Source organism: Cupriavidus sp. CER-90, assembly GCF_057652055.1.
The window spans coordinates 1,556,223-1,572,983 of record NZ_JBYGYM010000002.1 but is presented as its reverse complement, the minus strand read 5'-3'; the positions used below and the strand labels follow the sequence as shown (position 1 = coordinate 1,572,983).

Annotated in this window: 17 protein-coding genes; 12 read left to right on the top strand and 5 right to left on the bottom strand. The window is 67.8% G+C overall.

Annotated elements, in window-relative coordinates:
- Window positions 1-76 precede the first annotated feature (76 nt).
- Window positions 77-775 (top strand): GNAT family N-acetyltransferase, encoded by a 699-nt coding sequence (locus AC24R4_RS17775; protein ID WP_249640854.1) that lies wholly within the window; start codon window positions 77-79, stop codon window positions 773-775.
- 90 nt (window positions 776-865) lie between these two features.
- On the opposite strand, the gene AC24R4_RS17770 is transcribed toward AC24R4_RS17775, so the two are convergent.
- The 5 genes from AC24R4_RS17770 to AC24R4_RS17750 all read right to left on the bottom strand — a co-directional run bounded on the left by AC24R4_RS17770 (window position 866) and on the right by AC24R4_RS17750 (window position 4,901).
- Window positions 866-1,360 carry an Lrp/AsnC family transcriptional regulator gene (locus AC24R4_RS17770; protein ID WP_029051418.1) on the bottom strand — a complete coding sequence of 165 codons (495 nt, stop codon included), beginning with the start codon at window positions 1,358-1,360 and terminating at the stop codon, window positions 866-868.
- A gap of 208 nt (window positions 1,361-1,568) precedes the next feature.
- Complete coding sequence (locus AC24R4_RS17765; RefSeq protein ID WP_400394050.1) at window positions 1,569-2,162, bottom strand: EF-hand domain-containing protein; 594 nt, start codon at window positions 2,160-2,162, stop codon at window positions 1,569-1,571.
- A 175-nt stretch (window positions 2,163-2,337) separates the two neighbouring features.
- Window positions 2,338-3,021 carry a hypothetical protein gene (locus tag AC24R4_RS17760; protein ID WP_487523429.1) on the bottom strand — a complete coding sequence of 228 codons (684 nt, stop codon included), beginning with the start codon at window positions 3,019-3,021 and terminating at the stop codon, window positions 2,338-2,340.
- A 107-nt stretch (window positions 3,022-3,128) separates the two neighbouring features.
- Window positions 3,129-4,349, bottom strand: coding sequence for a globin domain-containing protein (locus AC24R4_RS17755; protein WP_487523428.1), 1,221 nt, complete (start codon window positions 4,347-4,349; stop codon window positions 3,129-3,131).
- Window positions 4,350-4,445: 96 nt separating this feature from the next.
- Complete coding sequence (locus AC24R4_RS17750; RefSeq protein ID WP_194946470.1) at window positions 4,446-4,901, bottom strand: RrF2 family transcriptional regulator; 456 nt, start codon at window positions 4,899-4,901, stop codon at window positions 4,446-4,448.
- Between the two features lie 175 nt (window positions 4,902-5,076).
- Here AC24R4_RS17750 and gspG point away from each other — a divergent pair, with 175 nt between their 5' ends.
- The 11 genes from gspG (at window position 5,077) to gspF (ending at window position 16,752) form a co-directional block, all read left to right on the top strand.
- Window positions 5,077-5,532: a type II secretion system major pseudopilin GspG gene (gene gspG / locus AC24R4_RS17745; protein WP_400393935.1), complete on the top strand. Its 456-nt coding sequence runs from the start codon at window positions 5,077-5,079 to the stop codon at window positions 5,530-5,532.
- A gap of 18 nt (window positions 5,533-5,550) precedes the next feature.
- Window positions 5,551-6,063 carry a prepilin-type N-terminal cleavage/methylation domain-containing protein gene (locus AC24R4_RS17740; RefSeq protein WP_400393937.1) on the top strand — a complete coding sequence of 171 codons (513 nt, stop codon included), beginning with the start codon at window positions 5,551-5,553 and terminating at the stop codon, window positions 6,061-6,063.
- Complete coding sequence (gene gspI, locus AC24R4_RS17735; protein ID WP_400393939.1) at window positions 6,060-6,467, top strand: type II secretion system minor pseudopilin GspI; 408 nt, start codon at window positions 6,060-6,062, stop codon at window positions 6,465-6,467. Before AC24R4_RS17740 ends, gspI begins: the two co-directional genes overlap by 4 nt.
- Window positions 6,445-7,200, top strand: a complete 756-nt coding sequence (locus tag AC24R4_RS17730; protein WP_487523427.1) for a PulJ/GspJ family protein — start codon at window positions 6,445-6,447, stop codon at window positions 7,198-7,200. Before gspI ends, AC24R4_RS17730 begins: the two co-directional genes overlap by 23 nt.
- On the top strand, window positions 7,200-8,219 hold the full coding sequence (gene gspK, locus AC24R4_RS17725) for a type II secretion system minor pseudopilin GspK (protein WP_400393943.1): 1,020 nt from the start codon (window positions 7,200-7,202) through the stop codon (window positions 8,217-8,219). The genes AC24R4_RS17730 and gspK overlap by 1 nt, the downstream gene beginning before the upstream one ends.
- A gap of 267 nt (window positions 8,220-8,486) precedes the next feature.
- Window positions 8,487-10,079, top strand: a complete 1,593-nt coding sequence (gspL, locus tag AC24R4_RS17720) for a type II secretion system protein GspL (protein ID WP_400393945.1) — start codon at window positions 8,487-8,489, stop codon at window positions 10,077-10,079.
- A complete protein-coding gene (locus AC24R4_RS17715) occupies window positions 10,076-10,687 on the top strand; it encodes a type II secretion system protein M (protein WP_400393947.1) in 612 nt (203 codons plus the stop codon). The genes gspL and AC24R4_RS17715 overlap by 4 nt, the downstream gene beginning before the upstream one ends.
- Window positions 10,687-11,493: a type II secretion system protein N gene (locus tag AC24R4_RS17710; protein ID WP_400393948.1), complete on the top strand. Its 807-nt coding sequence runs from the start codon at window positions 10,687-10,689 to the stop codon at window positions 11,491-11,493. Before AC24R4_RS17715 ends, AC24R4_RS17710 begins: the two co-directional genes overlap by 1 nt.
- A 28-nt stretch (window positions 11,494-11,521) precedes the next feature.
- Entirely contained in the window at window positions 11,522-13,969 is a 2,448-nt protein-coding gene (gspD, locus tag AC24R4_RS17705; RefSeq protein WP_487523426.1) for a type II secretion system secretin GspD, read from the top strand.
- 74 nt (window positions 13,970-14,043) lie between these two features.
- A complete protein-coding gene (gene gspE / locus AC24R4_RS17700) occupies window positions 14,044-15,519 on the top strand; it encodes a type II secretion system ATPase GspE (protein WP_400394127.1) in 1,476 nt (491 codons plus the stop codon).
- Between the two features lie 15 nt (window positions 15,520-15,534).
- Window positions 15,535-16,752, top strand: coding sequence for a type II secretion system inner membrane protein GspF (gene gspF, locus AC24R4_RS17695; protein WP_400394121.1), 1,218 nt, complete (start codon window positions 15,535-15,537; stop codon window positions 16,750-16,752).
- Window positions 16,753-16,761: the final 9 nt, after the last annotated feature.

The following is a 16,761-nucleotide window of genomic DNA, read 5'->3' as shown; positions in this document are numbered from 1 at the left end:
CAGAGTTTGATGAAAGAGCAGGGACGACCACCGCGACGGTGCTATTTTTATACCGATCACTGAAGAAGGAAACCAAGTGAACCCGCTCGAACTGAGCAAGGCCGTCGGCGCAGTCACCGACGAAGATCTTCGCCGTGCCGCCGAGGCGAGCCAGGCAACCCAGCGTCCCACCACCCTGGTGCGCGAACTGGCTGCCCATCATCGCTCGCGTCTGCAGAAGCATTTTCTCGCCCTGGGCGAGGAAGATCGCCTGCTCCGTTTTGGCCAGTCGGTTGGCAACCACGTGATCGAGGCGTATGTGGAAAGCATCGATTTCGACCACGACAGCGTGTTTGGCGTCTATGACGAGCACCTGGAACTGGTGGGCGTGGGCCACTTCGCAAACCTGCGCGACAACGCCCAGGGCCGCGTGGCAGAGTTCGGCGTGTCGGTGTCCAAGAGCGCCCGGGGACGCGGCATCGGCAGCGCCCTGTTCCAGCGCGCCGCCATCCATGGCCGCAATACCAACGTCCGCACGCTGTACATGCACTGCCTGTCGCGCAACGCCGCGATGATGCATATCGCCAAGAAGGCCGGCATGAAGGTGCAATATGCCTATGGCGAGGCCGATGCCTACCTGGAACTGCCGCCCGCCGACACGGTGAGCCGCCTGACCGAGGCCATCGACGAACAGGTGGCCGACCTTGACTATATGGTCCGCCGCAACCTGCGCGATGTCCGCCGCTTTGGCCTGCGCTTCTGGCGCTCGCTGGTGCCGCAGAAGGGCACCGCCTGACCCGTTCCGGCCGCCCCGAATGAAGAACGGCGCACCCGCAAGGTGCGCCGTTTCTGTTTGGTGCGGAGCGAAGCGCAGCCTGAGCCGCTGTCAGGCGCCGCCGGCCACGGGCAGCGCCGTGGTGTCCTTGATCGATTCCAGCGCAAAGCTGGAACGCACATCGATCACCGACGGATGCGCCAGCAATTGTTCCTGCATGAAGCGCGCAAAGTGCTCCATGTCTTCGACGTAGACCTTCAGCAACAGATCCATCTCGCCCGTCATGGCGTGGCAGGCGGCCACTTCCGGCCAGGTCTGGATGGCGGCCCGGAACAGGTCCAGCGGCGCCTTGCCCTTGGGTGTGCCGCCCTGCTTTTCCAGCCGCACATTGATATAGGCAAGCAGGCCCAGCCCGATCTTGTTCGGTTCGAGCAGCGCCGCATACTGGCGAATCACGCCAATTTCCTCAAGCCGACGGATGCGGCGCAGGCAGGGGCTCGGCGACAGATTCACGCGCTCCGCCACTTCCAGATTGGTCAGCCTCCCGTTGGTCTGCAGGACCTCCAGAATCTTCCGGTCGATCTTGTCCAGCTCCACCTTGCTCACGTTTTGTTGCTCCGCAATATGTTTGTCGGCAATTTTTTTGCGCAAATTTAGCAAGTCGTGCACAAGTCCGCAATTTATTTCATGCAGGGACGAGTACGGCAGCCATTTGCAGCGGGCGCATGCGTCACGTGGGGGGAGGCAAGGATGGTGCCAGCCAAACAAAAAAGCGCGGCCCGAAGGCCGCGCCTGGCAGTGCCGGGGCGATGGCTTAGTTGCCGCTCGGCGACGGAACGGCCGGAGCCGAGGCGCCGTCAGGGCCGCGACGCTGCATGCGATCCATCCGGTCCTTGTGCATCTTCTGCATGTCCGACTGGATTTCAGCCATGGTCACCTTGCCGTCATGGTTCGCGTCGAGCTTGTCGAAGCGGTCGGCCATGCGCGGGAAGGCGGCCTTGAACTCGTCGCGCGTCAGCGCACCGTCGTTGTTCTTGTCCGCCGCCTTGAACTTGGCTTCGAATTCGGCCTTCATCTCGGCGCGACGCTGCTCCCAGGCGGCCTTGCGATAGGCAGCCAGTTCGGTCTTGTCGAGCTTGCCGTCGTGGTTGGTGTCGATCTTGTTGAACAGCGCGTCGGCTTCGGCCTTCGAGATCGCGCCATCGCCGTCGGTGTCGACCGACTTCATCCACATCATGCCGCCATGATGGTGCTCGCCCGGTCCGCCCATGCGGTGGTGAGGCGCGGGACCACCCTGCGGGGCAGCCGGGGCTGGCGTGGTTTGCGCGAAGGCGGCACCGGCAGCCATGAACACGGCCGAGGCAGCAATAAGGCTCTTGAGGATGTGCGTCTTGTGATTGCGTTGCATGTCTGTGCTCCTTGTCATCACGTTGGGCATGTACGGATTAGAACGCAGACAACCACGCCAAGTTGGCAGTTTTAATACGATGTTACTGGCCTCACAGAATCGACTCGGGCCGTAAACCGCCGCAATACAGTCAAAGATTGCGCAATATTGTGAAACTCGTATTTTTACGATTTGATCAGTCTTTCGGCAGCAGGTTCTCGGCCCCGTGCGGCGGCATTGACTGGAAGTCCTGCGGCGCGAAGCCCTGCTGTTGGGGTGCCGGCGGCTGGAACTGCTGAGGCTGCTGAGGCTGCTGTATCGGCGCACTGGCCACCGGCGGCGGCGACTGCATGGGGGGCGGCATCGGCGTGGACAGCGGTGCGGCCGCACCGGACGGCGGCGCCGCCGGCGCATTGCCCGGACGACCGACCGATACGGTGTTCTGTAGCGGCAGCGCAATTTCCTGGCGCACACCATTGCGCTCGATCACGATATTGCGGCCATGAATTTCGGTCAGGCGGATCTGGGGCGAAAGCGAGGCACCGGCGCGCACGGCCTTGGGCGGCCCGCCATCCAGCGACAGGATGGCTGCCGCCGGCCCCACGCCATCGAGGTCCGCCACCACGCCGATCAACTGGATATCCCGCACCCCCGCTTGCGCACTGCCGCCGAACAGCGTGGCCACCGCACCGGTTTCCACGGCCTCGGTCTGGGCGATACGCGCCGATTTGGGGACGGGAATCGTCCGCATCGCGCTGAACGCCAGCACCCAGTGCGTGGCCAGTGCGCACAGTGCGACAAATAGCAACAGACCGGCTGCGCGCGGCAGCCAGGCGGCGGAAAGGTCGAAGCGGAAGGCAGGCCGGGTCAGGGTTGGCACGAGCGGTACGCCAGGCGGCGGAATGCAGGAGGTCGCCTAGCGTACCAGACGCCGGTGTCGATTGTCTGTCCGTCGTGCCCGCCCGCGGCTGGCCGGGGCGACCAGGATCAGAGCAGGTCGTCGAGCAGGTCGGGACCGAACACTTCGCGGTGGATATGACCCACCGGAATCCCCGCATTGATCAGCGCATGACGCTGGGCTTGCATGAAGCCCAGCGGGCCGCACAGATAGAAGCGCGCATCGTTGAATGCCGAGGTGTCTTCGGCCTTGAGCAGCGATTCGATCGGCATCGTGCCGGCGTGGTCGTAGTCGCGGCCCGATACATCGGCAGCCTGCGGGGTTTCGTAGCTGATGTGGGTACGCAGGTTCGGCATCCGTTCGCGCGCCCAGCTCAGGTCGTCGCGATGTGCGTGGTGCCGGCCATGGCGCGCCGCATGCGCGAACAGCACGGGGCGGTGCGGATTTTCCCTGGCCAGCGTGCGCAGCACCGACACCATCGGGGTGACGCCGATGCCGGCCGACATCAGCACGATCGGGCGGCGGTCGTCGATGGCCGGCGCAAACTCGCCCCACGGCGTGCTGACATGCAGCGTGGTGTCGACATGCGCGTTGTCGTGCAGCCAGTTCGATACCGCCCCGGCCGGGGTTTCGGCGCTGCCGTCCTCGCGCTTGACCGAAATGCGCCACGTGGGCAGGCCGCGCTCGCCAGACAGCGAGTACTGGCGCAGCTGGCGATGACCGTCGGCAAGCATGGCTTCCACGCTGATGTACTGGCCCGGGGCAAAGTCGCGCAGCGGCTTGCCGTCGGCGGCCGCCAGCGTGAGCGAGACCACCTGCTCGTCTTGCTGCTCGCGGGCGATCACGCGCACACGCTGCAGTTCGCCGGCCTTGACGCCGTGCCGCTCATACAGGCGCGCTTCGGCCGCGATCAGTTCGCCGGCCAGCAGCCAGTAGGCTTCGTCCCAGGCGGCCAGTAGCGGCGGGGTGGCGGCATCGCCCAGCACGGCGGCAATGGCTTCGAGCAGATACTTGCCGACGATCGGATAGTGGGCCGAGGTCAGGCCGACAGCCACGTGCTTGTGGACAATGCGCTCCACCACGGGCGCCAGCACATCGGCACGGTCGACATTGGCGGCATAGGCAAACACCGCGGACGCCAGCGACTGCTGCTGCGAACCGTTGGCCTGGTTGCCCATGTTGAACAGACGCCTGAGCTCGGGGCGCGCCGCGAACATCTCGCGGTAGAAGTGCGTGGTAATCGCAAGACCGTGCTCGCGCAGCACGGGGACGCTGGCATCGATATAGGGGCGGGAAGCAGCGGACAACATCAGCAAAAACTCCTGTGTATTCATGCATTGCAAATGCATGTTTTTGGGCACGATAAAGCCGGCTTTAGACTGCGGCTGGGGTCTCGCCCCGCTGCCTCAGGCCACGCGCCGGCTCAGGAAATCGCGATGCAGACTGATGATCGACTCGGCCGTCCGGCTGTTGCCGGAGACTTCGGCCAGCGTGACACCGTCCAGCGCCTGGTAGAACGCCTCTTCGGCCTGCTCCAGCGCCCGCTTCAGCCGGCAATTGCCGTGCAGCGCGCACGGCGGGTCGGCACAGTCGATCACCGACTTGTGCCCTTCCAGCTCGCGCAGGATCGTACCGATCGACAGCGTCTCCGCGCCCGGGCCCAGTTGCAGCCCGCCATGCCGCCCACGCGTGGCCGAAATCCAGCCCAGCTTCGACAGCCGCGCCGCCACCTTCACGAGGTGATTGTGCGATATGTCAAACTGCTGGCCGACTTCGGCAATCGTGATCGGACGGGTGCCGTCGCCGCGTGACACATACATCAGCAGGCGCAAGGCATAGTCGGAGAATCGGGTCAGTTGCATCGTGCCTCGAATCATAGATAACATGCATCTTGAATGCAATATTTTTATTGCAGTTGCACATTGGTACATTTATCCGGCCCGGATACCCCGGCAGCACACCAAACGGTCATCTGGCGGGGGTTATACTCTCCGACCATACCTCGACCCTCAAGGCATACAACCGATGCGCAGAACCGTGACCCAGACTGCCGCCCTCCGGACGCAACTTCATCGCCGCCTCGCCCGCGGCTTCACCCTGATCGAAATCATGGTGGTGATCGTGATCCTGGGCGTGCTGGCGGCGCTGGTGGTGCCCAAGATCATGAGCCGTCCCGACGAGGCACGTATCGTTGCCGCGCGTCAGGATATCTCGTCGATCATGCAGGCGCTCAAGCTCTATCGCCTGGATAACGGCCGCTACCCGACCACCGAGCAAGGCCTGGCGGCGCTGGTCAACAAGCCCACGACCGAGCCGATCCCCAACAACTGGAAGGGCGGCGGCTATCTGGAAAAGCTGCCCAAGGACCCCTGGGGCCATCCGTACCAGTACCTGAACCCGGGTGTGCGCGGCGAGATCGACGTGTTCAGCTTTGCCGCCGACGGCCAGGCCGGCGGCAGCGGCAACGACGCGGATATCGGCAACTGGGAATAAACCCCACCCCTTCCCTTCATGACTCCGGCGACGCCGCGCGGCCAGTCCGCCCTACTCCAGCGCCGCCGGCTGCACGGCTTCACGCTGCTCGAACTGCTGGTGGTCATGGTGATCGCCGGCATCGTCATCTCCCTGGTGGCGGTCAACGCCACCCCCAATGATCGCGGCCGCGTACTCGACGATGGCCAGCGCATCGCCCGCCTGTTCGAACTGGCCCAGGAAGATGCCCAGCTCGGCGCCCGGCCGCTGGCCTGGGAAGGCGACGCTTCGGGATGGCGTTTTCTGGAATCCACGCCGCAAGGCTGGGTGCCGATGCGCACCGACGTCTTTGCGCCGGGCCACTGGCGCATTCCGCTGGATGGCGCGGTCGTGGTACAGGGCGGCCGCCAGCTGGGCACCGGCCCGATACGGCTGGTCTTCGGACGCGAACTGATCGACGAACCGCAGCGGCTGGTGCTGACGCGCGGCGACATCCGCGTGGACGTGACCGGCGACGGCAGCGGCCGCTACGTGGCGACGGTGACGCAATGATCCGCCCGCCCTTCCCCAACCGCCCCCCGGCCCGGGGCTTCACGCTGATCGAAGTGCTGGTCGCGCTGACCATCCTGGCCGTGGCGCTCACCGCCGCCATGCGCGCGATGGGATCGATGGTCGAGTCCAGCGCGTCGCTGCAGCAGCGCATGCTGGCCGAGTTCAGCGCCGAAAACCACCTGGCCACGCTGCGGCTGTCCAAGACCTGGCCCGAACCGGGCACGCGCGGCTACGACTGCCCCCAGGGCGGCGTGGCATTGTGGTGCGAGGAATTGGTCTCGGCCACGCCCAACCCGTCGTTCCGTCGCGTGGAAGTCGCCGTTTATCCATCCGCCGGCAACAAGTCGGTGCGGCTGGCGTGGCTGGTCACGCTGGTGCCCAATGAAACCCGCAATGTTCTCTGAGCGCCGCATGCGGCCCGGTGCCCGGCGCGGGTTCACGCTGCTGGAGATGCTGGTCGCCATCACGCTGCTGGCGGTGATGGCCGTCATCGGCTGGCGCGCGCTCGATTCCCTGACCCGCAGCCGCGAACGGCTGACCGACCACGACGCCCGGCTCGATGCGCTGAAGGTGCTTTACGGCCAGTTCCAGTCCGATTGCGAGCACCTGGCCCAACCGGCCCAGCTGCAGGCCAGCCCCGTGGAGATCGGCGCCAACCAGCTGCTGCTGGTGCGCGACCGCCGCGACGAAGGCCAGCCGCCGTCCTGGCAGGTGGTGGCCTACCGGCTCGACGGCAATACCGTCGTACGCGCGGCCAGCCGCGCCGCCTATTCCCGCAACGACGTGCAGGGCGCGCTGATGGCCCTGCGCCAGCCGGGCAGCGCAGGCCTGCAGATTCGCCCGCTGCTGGGCAACGCCGACCAGTTGTCGGCGCGTGCCTGGGTCGAGCCGGCAGGCTGGCTGATCGATACCGGCCGCATACGTGCCGCGCTGATGCAGGGCAGCGCCGTGGCCAACGCGGCCGAGGCGGCGGCAGCGGCCGCGGCGGCCGCCACGGGCGCCAGCGATGCCCAGGCCGGACTCGGCACGATCTCGAACAGCGTGGCCGTGCGTGCCGTCGAACTGAACGTGTTTGCGCGCATGGGCGACGGCGATGCCACGCGGCAGTTCCAGAAAATCTGCATGACGGGGATGTGATGACACGCGCGCCCTTCCCCGCATCGTTTCGCATGCGCCCGCGCCGCCAGCAAGGCGCCGCCGTGGTGACGGCCCTGCTGATGGTGACGCTGGCCGTGGTGGTGGTATCCGGCATGCTGTGGCGCCAGCAGGTGCAGATCCGCTCGATCGAGAACCAGCGGCTGGTGGCCCAGGCTGCCTGGATCGAACGGGCGGCGGTGGACTGGTCGCGCCTGATCCTGCGCGACGACCAGCGCCGCTCGCAGGTGGACTACCTGGGCGAACCGTGGTCGGTGCCCGTGGCCGAGACCCGGCTGTCCGACTTCCTGGGCGCGGGCGTCAGCACGTCCGAAGGCGGCGAGACATCGTTCGTGTCCGGCCGCATCCTCGACGCGCAGGCGCGCTTCAACCTGACCAACCTCTATATCTGGCAGGCCGATGGCACGGGCCGCGTGGCCAATATCGACCAGCCGTCGCTGCTGGCCTTCCGGCGCCTGCTTCAAACGCTGGGCATGAACGCCGGCCTGGCCGAGCCGACCGCGCAGTATTTCCTGCGCGCGGCCCGTGGGGTTTCGGCGAATGGCCAGCCCGCGCCGCGTCCGCCCGACAGCGTGGAAGACCTGCTCGCCGTGCCCGGCTATACGCCGGCAATGGTGGCGGTGCTCGAGCCGTTCGTCACGGTGTTGCCCGAACGGTCCAAGGTCAACGCCAACACCGCCGAAGCCGAAGTCCTGTCCGCCGTGATCGACAAGTTGCCGCTCGACCGGGCGCGCGAGCTGGTGCGCCAGCGCGACCGCAGCTACTTCAACAACACCGGCGACGTGACGTCCCAACTGCAAGGTATTGCCCCACAGGCGGTCAACCCCGGCGACGCGGTGGACGTGCGCACGCACTATTTCCTGATCTACGGACTGGTCCGGCACGAGCGGGCGCGCCGCCTGAAGGTGTCGCTGGTGTTCCGGGCCGACGTGCTGGGCAGCGGAAACACCACCAGGATCATCTGGACCCGCGACGCCGACGCCATGCCCGAGCAACGCTGAAACGGGGCCAGCCCGCAAGCCGTTTTTGCCCGGATGCGTGTAGGAATCAACGTTCTGCAGAATCAGTCGGACCACTATTGACGCGCGTAAGTCACACAGGCAAGGTATGCTGCTGCGCCGAGCCGGGTCCGGTGCCGCCAACTGCCGCCAGCCCGGGGATTGTGCCCGCCAGCCTGCGCCGGCGCATGGCGCCAGGGGCGCCAGCGGGCGGCTGACCGGCCCGTCACGCGCCTCCAGCGCATCTTCGCCACAGACAACAGGGAAATCTTGAGTACCACGCTCTACGTCCGCCTGCCGCACCGGCCGCATGACCAGCCGCAACCGTGGCAGTTTGGCGCGATGCCTTTTGCGCTGGTACGGGCATCCGCGGAAAAAAGCCGCGCCGGCGGCCTGTCTGCGGCGCCCGAGCTGTTGCGCGAAGGCCACGCCCTGGCGGCGGAAATGCCGGCGGCGGACCGCCTGGTCCTGATTGTGGCCGCCAGCGATGTGCTGCTCACGGCAGCCATGGTGCCGCCGCTGCCGCCCGCCCGGCTGCGGCTGGCCCTGCCGAACCTGGTGGAAGACATGCTGGCCACGGACGCCGCGCCCTGCCATATCGCCCTGGGCCCGGCGCTCGATCCCGCCGCCCCGGCGCGCGGCCCGCGCCGTCGCCTGCTGATGGTCACCGACCGCGCCTGGCTGCGCGCCGCGCTCGACCAGTTCACCGAACACAAGCACCGCCGGCGCAACGTGCTGCCGGCCCAGTTGTGCCTGCCACTGGAGGAAGCCACCGCGCCGGCGCCGGCACCCGCCGATGTCGTCGATGTCGTCGATGTCGTCGATGTCCCGGCGCCGACACCGACACCGGAACCGGCGATGGCCGGAGACGCCGCGCCCGCCCCCGCACCGCAGCCTTCTGTCCCCGAGGCGCCCGCCACGGCCGATGACGCGGCCCAGCCGGCCACGCTGGTGGTGGAAGCCGCGACATCGGCGCTGGCCCAGTCGGCCTCGCTGCTGGACGCCGCCGCGCCGCCGCCGGCCGCCGCCGACACGGCCCGACTCTGGCAGCTGACGGTCCGGACCGGCCCTTACGACGGCTACGGCCTGTTGCTCAATGACCAGGCCCTGGCCGCCTGGCAGGTGCTGGCCCCGGCCGGCGTATGGCACGGCGACCCTGCCGCACTGGCCCACGCGCCGGTCCCCGCGCTGCGTGCGCAGCGGCCGGTCGCACGTGCATCGCGGATTTCCGAAAACTGGCGCATCTGGCTGGCGGGCGCCGAAGCCTGCCTGCGCGATCCGCAGGTCGACCTGGCGCAGTTCGAGTTCGCGCAGGGCCGCATGGACCGCTGGAACGTGCTGGCCTGGCGCCTGCCGGTGGCGCTGGCCGTCGGGCTGGCACTGGTGCAGATCATCGGCATGAACGCCCAATGGCTGATGTTGCGGCAGGAGTCGAAGCGCATCGATGCCGCCCAGATCGATATCCTCCATACCGCCTTTCCGAACGTGCCGCCGGTGGCCGAGCCGCCGCTGCTGATGCGCCGCCAGATGGAACAGCTGCGCACCGCCAGCGGCCGCAGCACACCGAGCGATTTCCTGCCGCTGGCCGATGGCTTCGCACGCGCCGCCCACAGCCTGCCCCCCGACGCGCTGCTGCAGCTCGACTATCGCGCCGGGGCGCTCTATGTCACGCTCAAGCCGGGCACCAATACCAATGCGCTGCGCAGTGCGGCGCGGCAAGCAGGCCTGCAGATGGAAGAAGACAAGACGCCGCCGGACGCCGCCGTGCGTGCGGGCGGCGCCCCGACCCCGCCCGGCTCGCGCTGGACGATCAAGAGCGAAGCGCGCGCCGACAGTCCGGCGCAAGGCAGGGCCGGCGCATGAAGTTCGGTCCATCCGCCAAGCGCCCCGCCGCCGGCACCGCCGCAACGGGTACGTCCGCTGGCCGCCTCGGCCGCCTTGGCCGGCTGCGCCCGCGCGTGCCCGACGCGTGGCGCGAACGCTTCGACACGTTCTGGAACGCCCGCAATCCGCGCGAACAGGCCATCCTGGGCGGTGGCGCGGTGGTGCTGGTGCTGGTGTTCGGCTACCTGGTGCTGTGGGAGCCGGCCGCGACCGGCCGCGACCGCCTGATGCGCAACCTGCCGGCGCAGCGCGCCGACCTGGCCGAAATGGAAACGCTGGCGCAGGAAGCGCGCGGCCTGCAGGCCAGCCCGGCGCCGTCGCTGCGCGGCGATGCGCTGACCCAGGCGCTGCAGGACAACCTCGGGCAGCACGGCCTGAAGGCCACGCGCCTGGCGGCCACCGGCGACAACGCCGTGCAGGTCCAGCTGGACAAGGTGGCCTTTGGCGCCGTGGCCAGCTGGCTGCAGGATGTGCGCGCCCAGCAGCGGCTCAAGGTCACGGACGCCCGCATCAGCTATGTCGGCGCCACGGCGCTGGTCAATGTCACGGCAACGCTGCAAGGCCCCGGTGCCGGTGGCCGCAACTGATGGCGCGGCTCGAGGCCCTGCGCCTGCCCCGTCGGCGCGTCCGCGCGTCGCGCGGCTCGCTATGGCTGCGCTGGGCGCTGCTGGGCGCGGCAACCGTGGTGGTGACGGTGACGGCTTCGTTGCCCGCCACGTGGATGGCCGAACGCATTGCCACGGAAAGCGGACGCCGCGTGCTGCTGGCCGATGCGGCCGGCACGCTGTGGCATGGCAGCGCCACGCTGGCGCTATCCGCCGGCGCGGGCAGCCAGACATCGACCGTGCTGCCGGGCCGGCTGACCTGGGACGTGGCGTTCTGGCCATTGCTGACCGGCACGCTGCGGCTGGTGCTGGAACAGGACATGACGATGGCCGCGCCGGTAGCGGTGGCGGTGACGCCCGCCGGCTGGACCGTGCAGTCGGGCGGCATCCGCCTGCCGGCGTCGCTGCTGGAAGGCATTGGCGCCCCGTTCAACACGCTGCGGCCGGACGGCACGATGCGGATCGACTGGACGGCGCTGCAGGGCAAGTTTGCCGGCAACCAGACATTCGGGCATCTGACCTTGCAACTGGATCAGATGTCGGCGGCGGTGAGTCGCCTGCGCCCGCTGGGCAGCTATCGCGCGGAAGTCGACCTGGCCGGCGCCGCCGGCCGCCTGCAATTGAAGACCACGGCCGGACCGCTGCATCTGGAGGGCAGCGGCACGCTCGGCCGGCAGTCCCGCTTCGAAGGTACGGCCCATGCCGACCCCGAGGCGGCCACCCAGCTGGCGGGCCTGCTGAGCCTGCTGGGACGAACAGAAAACAACGTGACAAGGCTGCGCTTCTGATCGCCGAAGCCCGGGCCTGAAACCGATGATGACAACGCAAGCACACCACCACCTCGTCCGCACCGTCTGCGCCCGCGCTACCGCGCTGCTGTGCACCCTGTCGCTGCTGTCGCCCGCCATGGCGTGGGCGCAGCCGCAGCAGCAGGTACCGCAACCCAACGACATCTCGCCACGCAACCGTGACCAGGTGGTGTTGAACTTCGTCAACGCCGATCTCGAATCGGTGGTGAAGGCGGTGGGCCAGGCCACGGGCAAGAATTTCGTGATCGACCCGCGCGTGAAGGGCACCGTGAACCTGGTGACCGAGCAGCCGGTGTCGCGTGCCCAGGCGCTGGAAACGCTGGGATCGGTCCTGCGCATGCAGGGCTACGCGATGGTGGAATCCAACGGTTTCACGAAGGTGGTGCCCGAAGCCGATGCCAAGCTGCAGGGGTCGCCGACCGTGATCGGCGCCGGCGTCGGCCGCGGTGACCAGGTGGTGACGCAGGTGTTTCGGCTGAACTACGAGTCGGCCAACAACCTGGTGCCGGTGCTGCGGCCGATGATCGCGCCCAACAACACCATCACCGCCTACCCGGCCAACAACACGCTGGTGATCACCGACTACGCCGACAACCTGCGCCGCCTGGCCCGCATCATCGCGGCCGTGGATGCGCCGGCATCGGGCGAAGTCGAACTGGTTCCGCTCAAGAACGCCGTGGCCAGCGATGCGGCCGTGGTGCTGCAGAAGCTGCTCGACCCATCGGCGGCCGGTGGTGCCGGGGGCGGCGCGGCAGCCGGCGATGCGTCGCTGCGCACGACCGTCGTCGCCGAGCCACGTAGCAATTCGCTGATTATTCGCGCCACCAGCCGCGCCCGGGTGCAGCAGGCGCGCCAGCTGATCGAGAAGATCGACCAGCCCTATGCGCGCCCCGGCAATATCTGGGTGGTGCCGCTGAAGAATGCCGATGCGGTGAAACTGGCGGCCACGCTGCGCGCCATCGTCGCGGCGGATAGCAGTTTCACGAGTTCGACGCAGGGCGGTCAGGCCGGCGGCATCGCCGGCGCCACGGGGGCCATGTCGCAGACCACCTCGCTGCCGCAAGGCGGCCAGTACACCGGCGGCAGCAGCAGCGGCTACAACCGCAGCGGGTCGGGCTCGTCGGGCTTTGGCAGCTCGGGCGGCGGATCGAATGCGTTCTCGTCGTCGTTTGCCGTGAACCAGCAGCCCACCACGGGCGGCATCATCCAGGCCGATCCGTCGACCAATTCGCTGATCATCACGGCCAGCGAACCGGTCTACCGCAACCTGCGCGGCGTGATCGACGATCTGGACGCGCGCCGTGCCCAGGTCTACATCGAATCGATGATCGTCGAGGTGACGTCCACGCAGGCCAGCGAACTGGGCATCCAGTGGCAGGGCCTGGTCAACAGCGGCGGCAGCGTGACCGGCTTTGCCGGCACGAACTTCGGGACGGGCGGCCAGAACATCGTCAACCTGACCGCGGCCGGCGTGCTCTACGGCGAGAACAAGACCGCCGGGCTGGCGGCGATCCAGCAGCTGCTGCCCACGGCGGGCGGCCTGAACCTGGGCGTCGTGAACAAGGCCCTGGGCCTTGGCGCGCTGCTGCGGGCGCTGGGCACCAATGGCAGCGTCAACCTGCTGTCCACGCCGAACCTCATCACGCTCGAGAACGAAGAGGCCAAGATCCTGATCGGCCAGAACATTCCGATCACGACCGGTTCCTATGCGCAGACCGGCAGCAGCGCCTCGGTGACGCCGTTCCAGACCTTCGACCGCAAGGACGTCGGTATCACGTTGCGCGTGCGCCCGCAGATCAGCGAAGGCGGGCTGGTCAAGATGCAGATCTACCAGGAATCGTCGTCGGTGGTCGCCGGCACGCTCGCCAATACCTCGGGCCCGACCACCAACGTCCGCTCGATCGAGACGAACGTGCTGGTGGACGACGGCCAGATCATCGTGCTGGGCGGCCTGATCGAGGACAACTACGGCGACGGCGTGCAGAAGGTGCCGCTGCTGGGCGATATCCCCTGGATCGGCTCGCTGTTCCGCTACGAAAACAAGAACCGCGCCAAGACCAACCTGCTGGTGTTCCTGCGCCCATATGTGATGCGTACGACGGCCGCCACCGACCGCCTGACGCAGGACCGCTACGACTACATGCGCACGCAGCAGCAAGGCTTCGTGTCGCCTAACATGATCGTGCATGACGCGGTGACGCCGGTGCTGCCGCCGGCCAACGCGCCGACCACGCCGTTCGTGGATCCGCGCGGCGGCACCCTGCAGCAGGGTCCGCTGCCGCTGGACCAGACACCCGGCCAGCCGGGTTCGCAGCCGGGTTCGCAGCCGGGTTCGCAGCCGGCGCCGCAACCGCTGCCGCAACAAGCGCCGCAACAGGCGCCCCAGTCCGCGACACCGCGGCCGCTGTCGTTCAATGACAAGTCGTTCGCGACGCGTCAGGCCTCGCAGAGCTGAGCATCATCGACATGGCCACCGAAACACTCGCCACCGCCGCCGGAGCCGAAGCGCCCCTGGAGCCGCCGTCGCCGATGGCGGCGCGGCTCGTGCCGTATTCGTTCTCGCGCGAGGCGCCGCTGCTGATTGCGCACCAGCGCCCGGACGGGCTCGAAGTCTGGGTCAGCCGCCAGACGTCGCCGGCCGCGCTGGCCGAAGTGGCACGCGTGCATGGCGCGCTGCACCTGCGCGTGCTGGAGCCGGCGGCGCTGGACGCGGCGATGTCGGATGCCTACAACCGCCAGGATGGTTCGGCCGCGCAGGTGGTGGGCGAGGTCGAGGGCGAGGTGGACCTGTCGCGCCTGATGCAGGACATTCCCGCCGTCGAAGACCTGCTGGAATCCGAGGACGACGCGCCGATCATCCGCATGATCAATGCGCTGCTGACCCAGGCCGCGCGCGAGCAGGCATCGGATATCCACATCGAGCCGTTCGAGTCGTCGTCGGTGGTGCGATTCCGCGTGGACGGCACGCTGCGTGACGTGGTGCGGCCCAAGAAGGCGCTGCACGGCGCGCTGATCTCGCGGATCAAGATCATGGCGCAGCTGGACATTGCCGAGAAACGCCTGCCCCAGGACGGCCGCATCACGCTGCGCGTGGGCGGCCGCCCGGTGGATGTGCGCGTCTCGACACTGCCCACCGGCCACGGCGAGCGCGCGGTGCTGCGTCTGCTGGACAAGGAAGCCGGCCGGCTGGACCTGGCCAGGCTGGGCATGGCACCCGAAACGCTGGCCGGTTTCGACCACCTGGTACGCCAGCCCCACGGCATCGTGCTGGTGACGGGGCCGACCGGCTCCGGCAAGACCACCACGCTCTACGCGGCGCTGTCGCGGCTCGATTCGCACACGACCAACATCATGACCGTGGAAGATCCGATCGAGTACGACCTCGACGGCATCGGCCAGACGCAGATCAACCCGCGTATCGACATGACGTTCGGCAAGGCGCTGCGCGCCATCCTGCGCCAGGACCCGGACGTGGTGATGATCGGTGAAATCCGCGACCTGGAGACCGCGCAGATCGCGGTGCAGGCATCGCTGACCGGCCATCTGGTGCTGGCCACGCTGCACACCAACGATTCGGCATCGGCCGTCACGCGGCTGGTGGACATGGGTATCGAGCCGTTCCTGCTGTCGTCGTCGCTGCTTGGCGTGCTGGCGCAGCGGCTGGTACGGCGCCTGTGCCCGCACTGCAAGCGCGAGGAAGTGATCGAGGTCAAGGCGACGGAGTCGGAAGCCTTGCACGCGCAGGGCAAGCCGCTGCAGCGCGTGTGGCACGCGGTGGGCTGCGACAAGTGCGGCCATTCGGGCTACCAGGGCCGGATGGGCGTCTACGAGCTGCTGACCGTGGACAACGAGATCCAGACCATGATCCATCGCCAGCAGCCGGAATCCGAGATCAAGCAGGTGGCGCTGACCAAGGGCATGCACACGATGCGCGGCGATGCGCAACGCTGGATCGACAGCGGCGCCACCTCGCTGGAAGAGGTGCTGCGCGTGACGCGCGAATAATCCGGGGACCGCAGCATGCCTGCCTATCGCTACGAAGCTGCCGATGCCACCGGCCGCGCCGACCGGGGCGTCGTCGAGGCCGACAGTCCCAAGCAGGCGCGCGCCCAGTTGCGTGCGCGCGGCCTGACGCCGCTTACCGTCGATCCGCTGGCCGGTGCCGGCCTGGCCCAGCGCAGCAGCAGTACCCTTTTTGTGCGGCGACTGTCGACGCAGGAGCAGGCGCTGTTCACCCGCCAGCTGGCCAGCCTGATCGTGTCGGGCCTGCCGCTCGACGAAGCGCTGGGCGCGCTGGCCGACCAGGCGGAGCGCCAGTACGTGCACGAACTGCTGGCTGGCATCCGGGCCGAGGTCATGGGCGGCAGTTCGCTGTCCGTGGCGCTGGCCCAGCATCCCAAGGACTTCCCGGATATCTATCGTGCGCTGGTGTCGGCGGGCGAGCACTCGGGCCATCTGGGCGTGGTGCTGGAGCGGCTGGCCACCTATATCGAGACGCGCAACCAGCTGACGTCGAAGATCCGCCTGGCGTTCACCTATCCGGCCATCGTCACGTTCGTGGCGTTTGCCATCGTGATCTTCCTGCTGTCGTACGTGGTGCCGCAGGTGGTCAGCGTGTTCGCCAACACCAAGCAGAAGCTGCCCATGCTGACCATCATCATGCTGTGGCTGTCCGATTTCGTGCGCAACTGGTGGTGGGCCGCGGTGGCCGTGATCGCGGTGATTTCGGCGATCATCCGCAGCTTGCTGAAGCAGCCCGACATCAAGCTGTCGTGGCATCGCTGGCTGCTGACCGCGCCGCTGGTGGGCAAGCTGATTCGCGGCTACAACACCGCGCGCTTTGCCAGTACGCTGGCCATCCTGGTGTCGGCCGGGGTGCCGATCCTGCGCAGCCTGCAGGCCGCAGGCGAAACGCTGACGAACGTGGCGCTCAGGAACAACGTCGACGACGCCACCACGCGCGTGCGCGAAGGCGCGTCGCTGGCCCGCGCGCTGGCCGCGCAGAACCAGTTTCCGCCGGTGCTGGTGCACCTGATCCGATCCGGTGAAGCCACGGGCAACCTGCCCATCATGCTGGAGCGCGCCGCCATCGGAGAAGGGCAGGAACTGGAGCGCCGCACGCTGTTCCTGACCAGCCTGCTGGAGCCGCTGCTGATCCTGACGATGGGGGTGGTGGTGCTGCTGATCGTGCTGGCGGTGCTGATGCCGATCATCGAGATCAATCAGCTGGTGCGGTAAAGCGGTAGC

Coding starts and splice junctions, on each gene's coding strand:
- AC24R4_RS17765 (WP_400394050.1), bottom strand. CDS start 2,162: ATGCAACGCAATCACAAGACGCACATCCTCAAGAGCCTTATTGCTGCC.
- AC24R4_RS17755 (WP_487523428.1), bottom strand. CDS start 4,349: ATGTTGTCCGCTGCTTCCCGCCCCTATATCGATGCCAGCGTCCCCGTG.
- AC24R4_RS17750 (WP_194946470.1), bottom strand. CDS start 4,901: ATGCAACTGACCCGATTCTCCGACTATGCCTTGCGCCTGCTGATGTAT.
- AC24R4_RS17740 (WP_400393937.1), top strand. CDS start 5,551: ATGACTCCGGCGACGCCGCGCGGCCAGTCCGCCCTACTCCAGCGCCGC.
- gspI (WP_400393939.1), top strand. CDS start 6,060: ATGATCCGCCCGCCCTTCCCCAACCGCCCCCCGGCCCGGGGCTTCACG.
- AC24R4_RS17730 (WP_487523427.1), top strand. CDS start 6,445: ATGAAACCCGCAATGTTCTCTGAGCGCCGCATGCGGCCCGGTGCCCGG.
- gspK (WP_400393943.1), top strand. CDS start 7,200: ATGACACGCGCGCCCTTCCCCGCATCGTTTCGCATGCGCCCGCGCCGC.
- AC24R4_RS17715 (WP_400393947.1), top strand. CDS start 10,076: ATGAAGTTCGGTCCATCCGCCAAGCGCCCCGCCGCCGGCACCGCCGCA.
- AC24R4_RS17710 (WP_400393948.1), top strand. CDS start 10,687: ATGGCGCGGCTCGAGGCCCTGCGCCTGCCCCGTCGGCGCGTCCGCGCG.
- gspD (WP_487523426.1), top strand. CDS start 11,522: ATGACAACGCAAGCACACCACCACCTCGTCCGCACCGTCTGCGCCCGC.
- gspE (WP_400394127.1), top strand. CDS start 14,044: ATGGCGGCGCGGCTCGTGCCGTATTCGTTCTCGCGCGAGGCGCCGCTG.
- gspF (WP_400394121.1), top strand. CDS start 15,535: ATGCCTGCCTATCGCTACGAAGCTGCCGATGCCACCGGCCGCGCCGAC.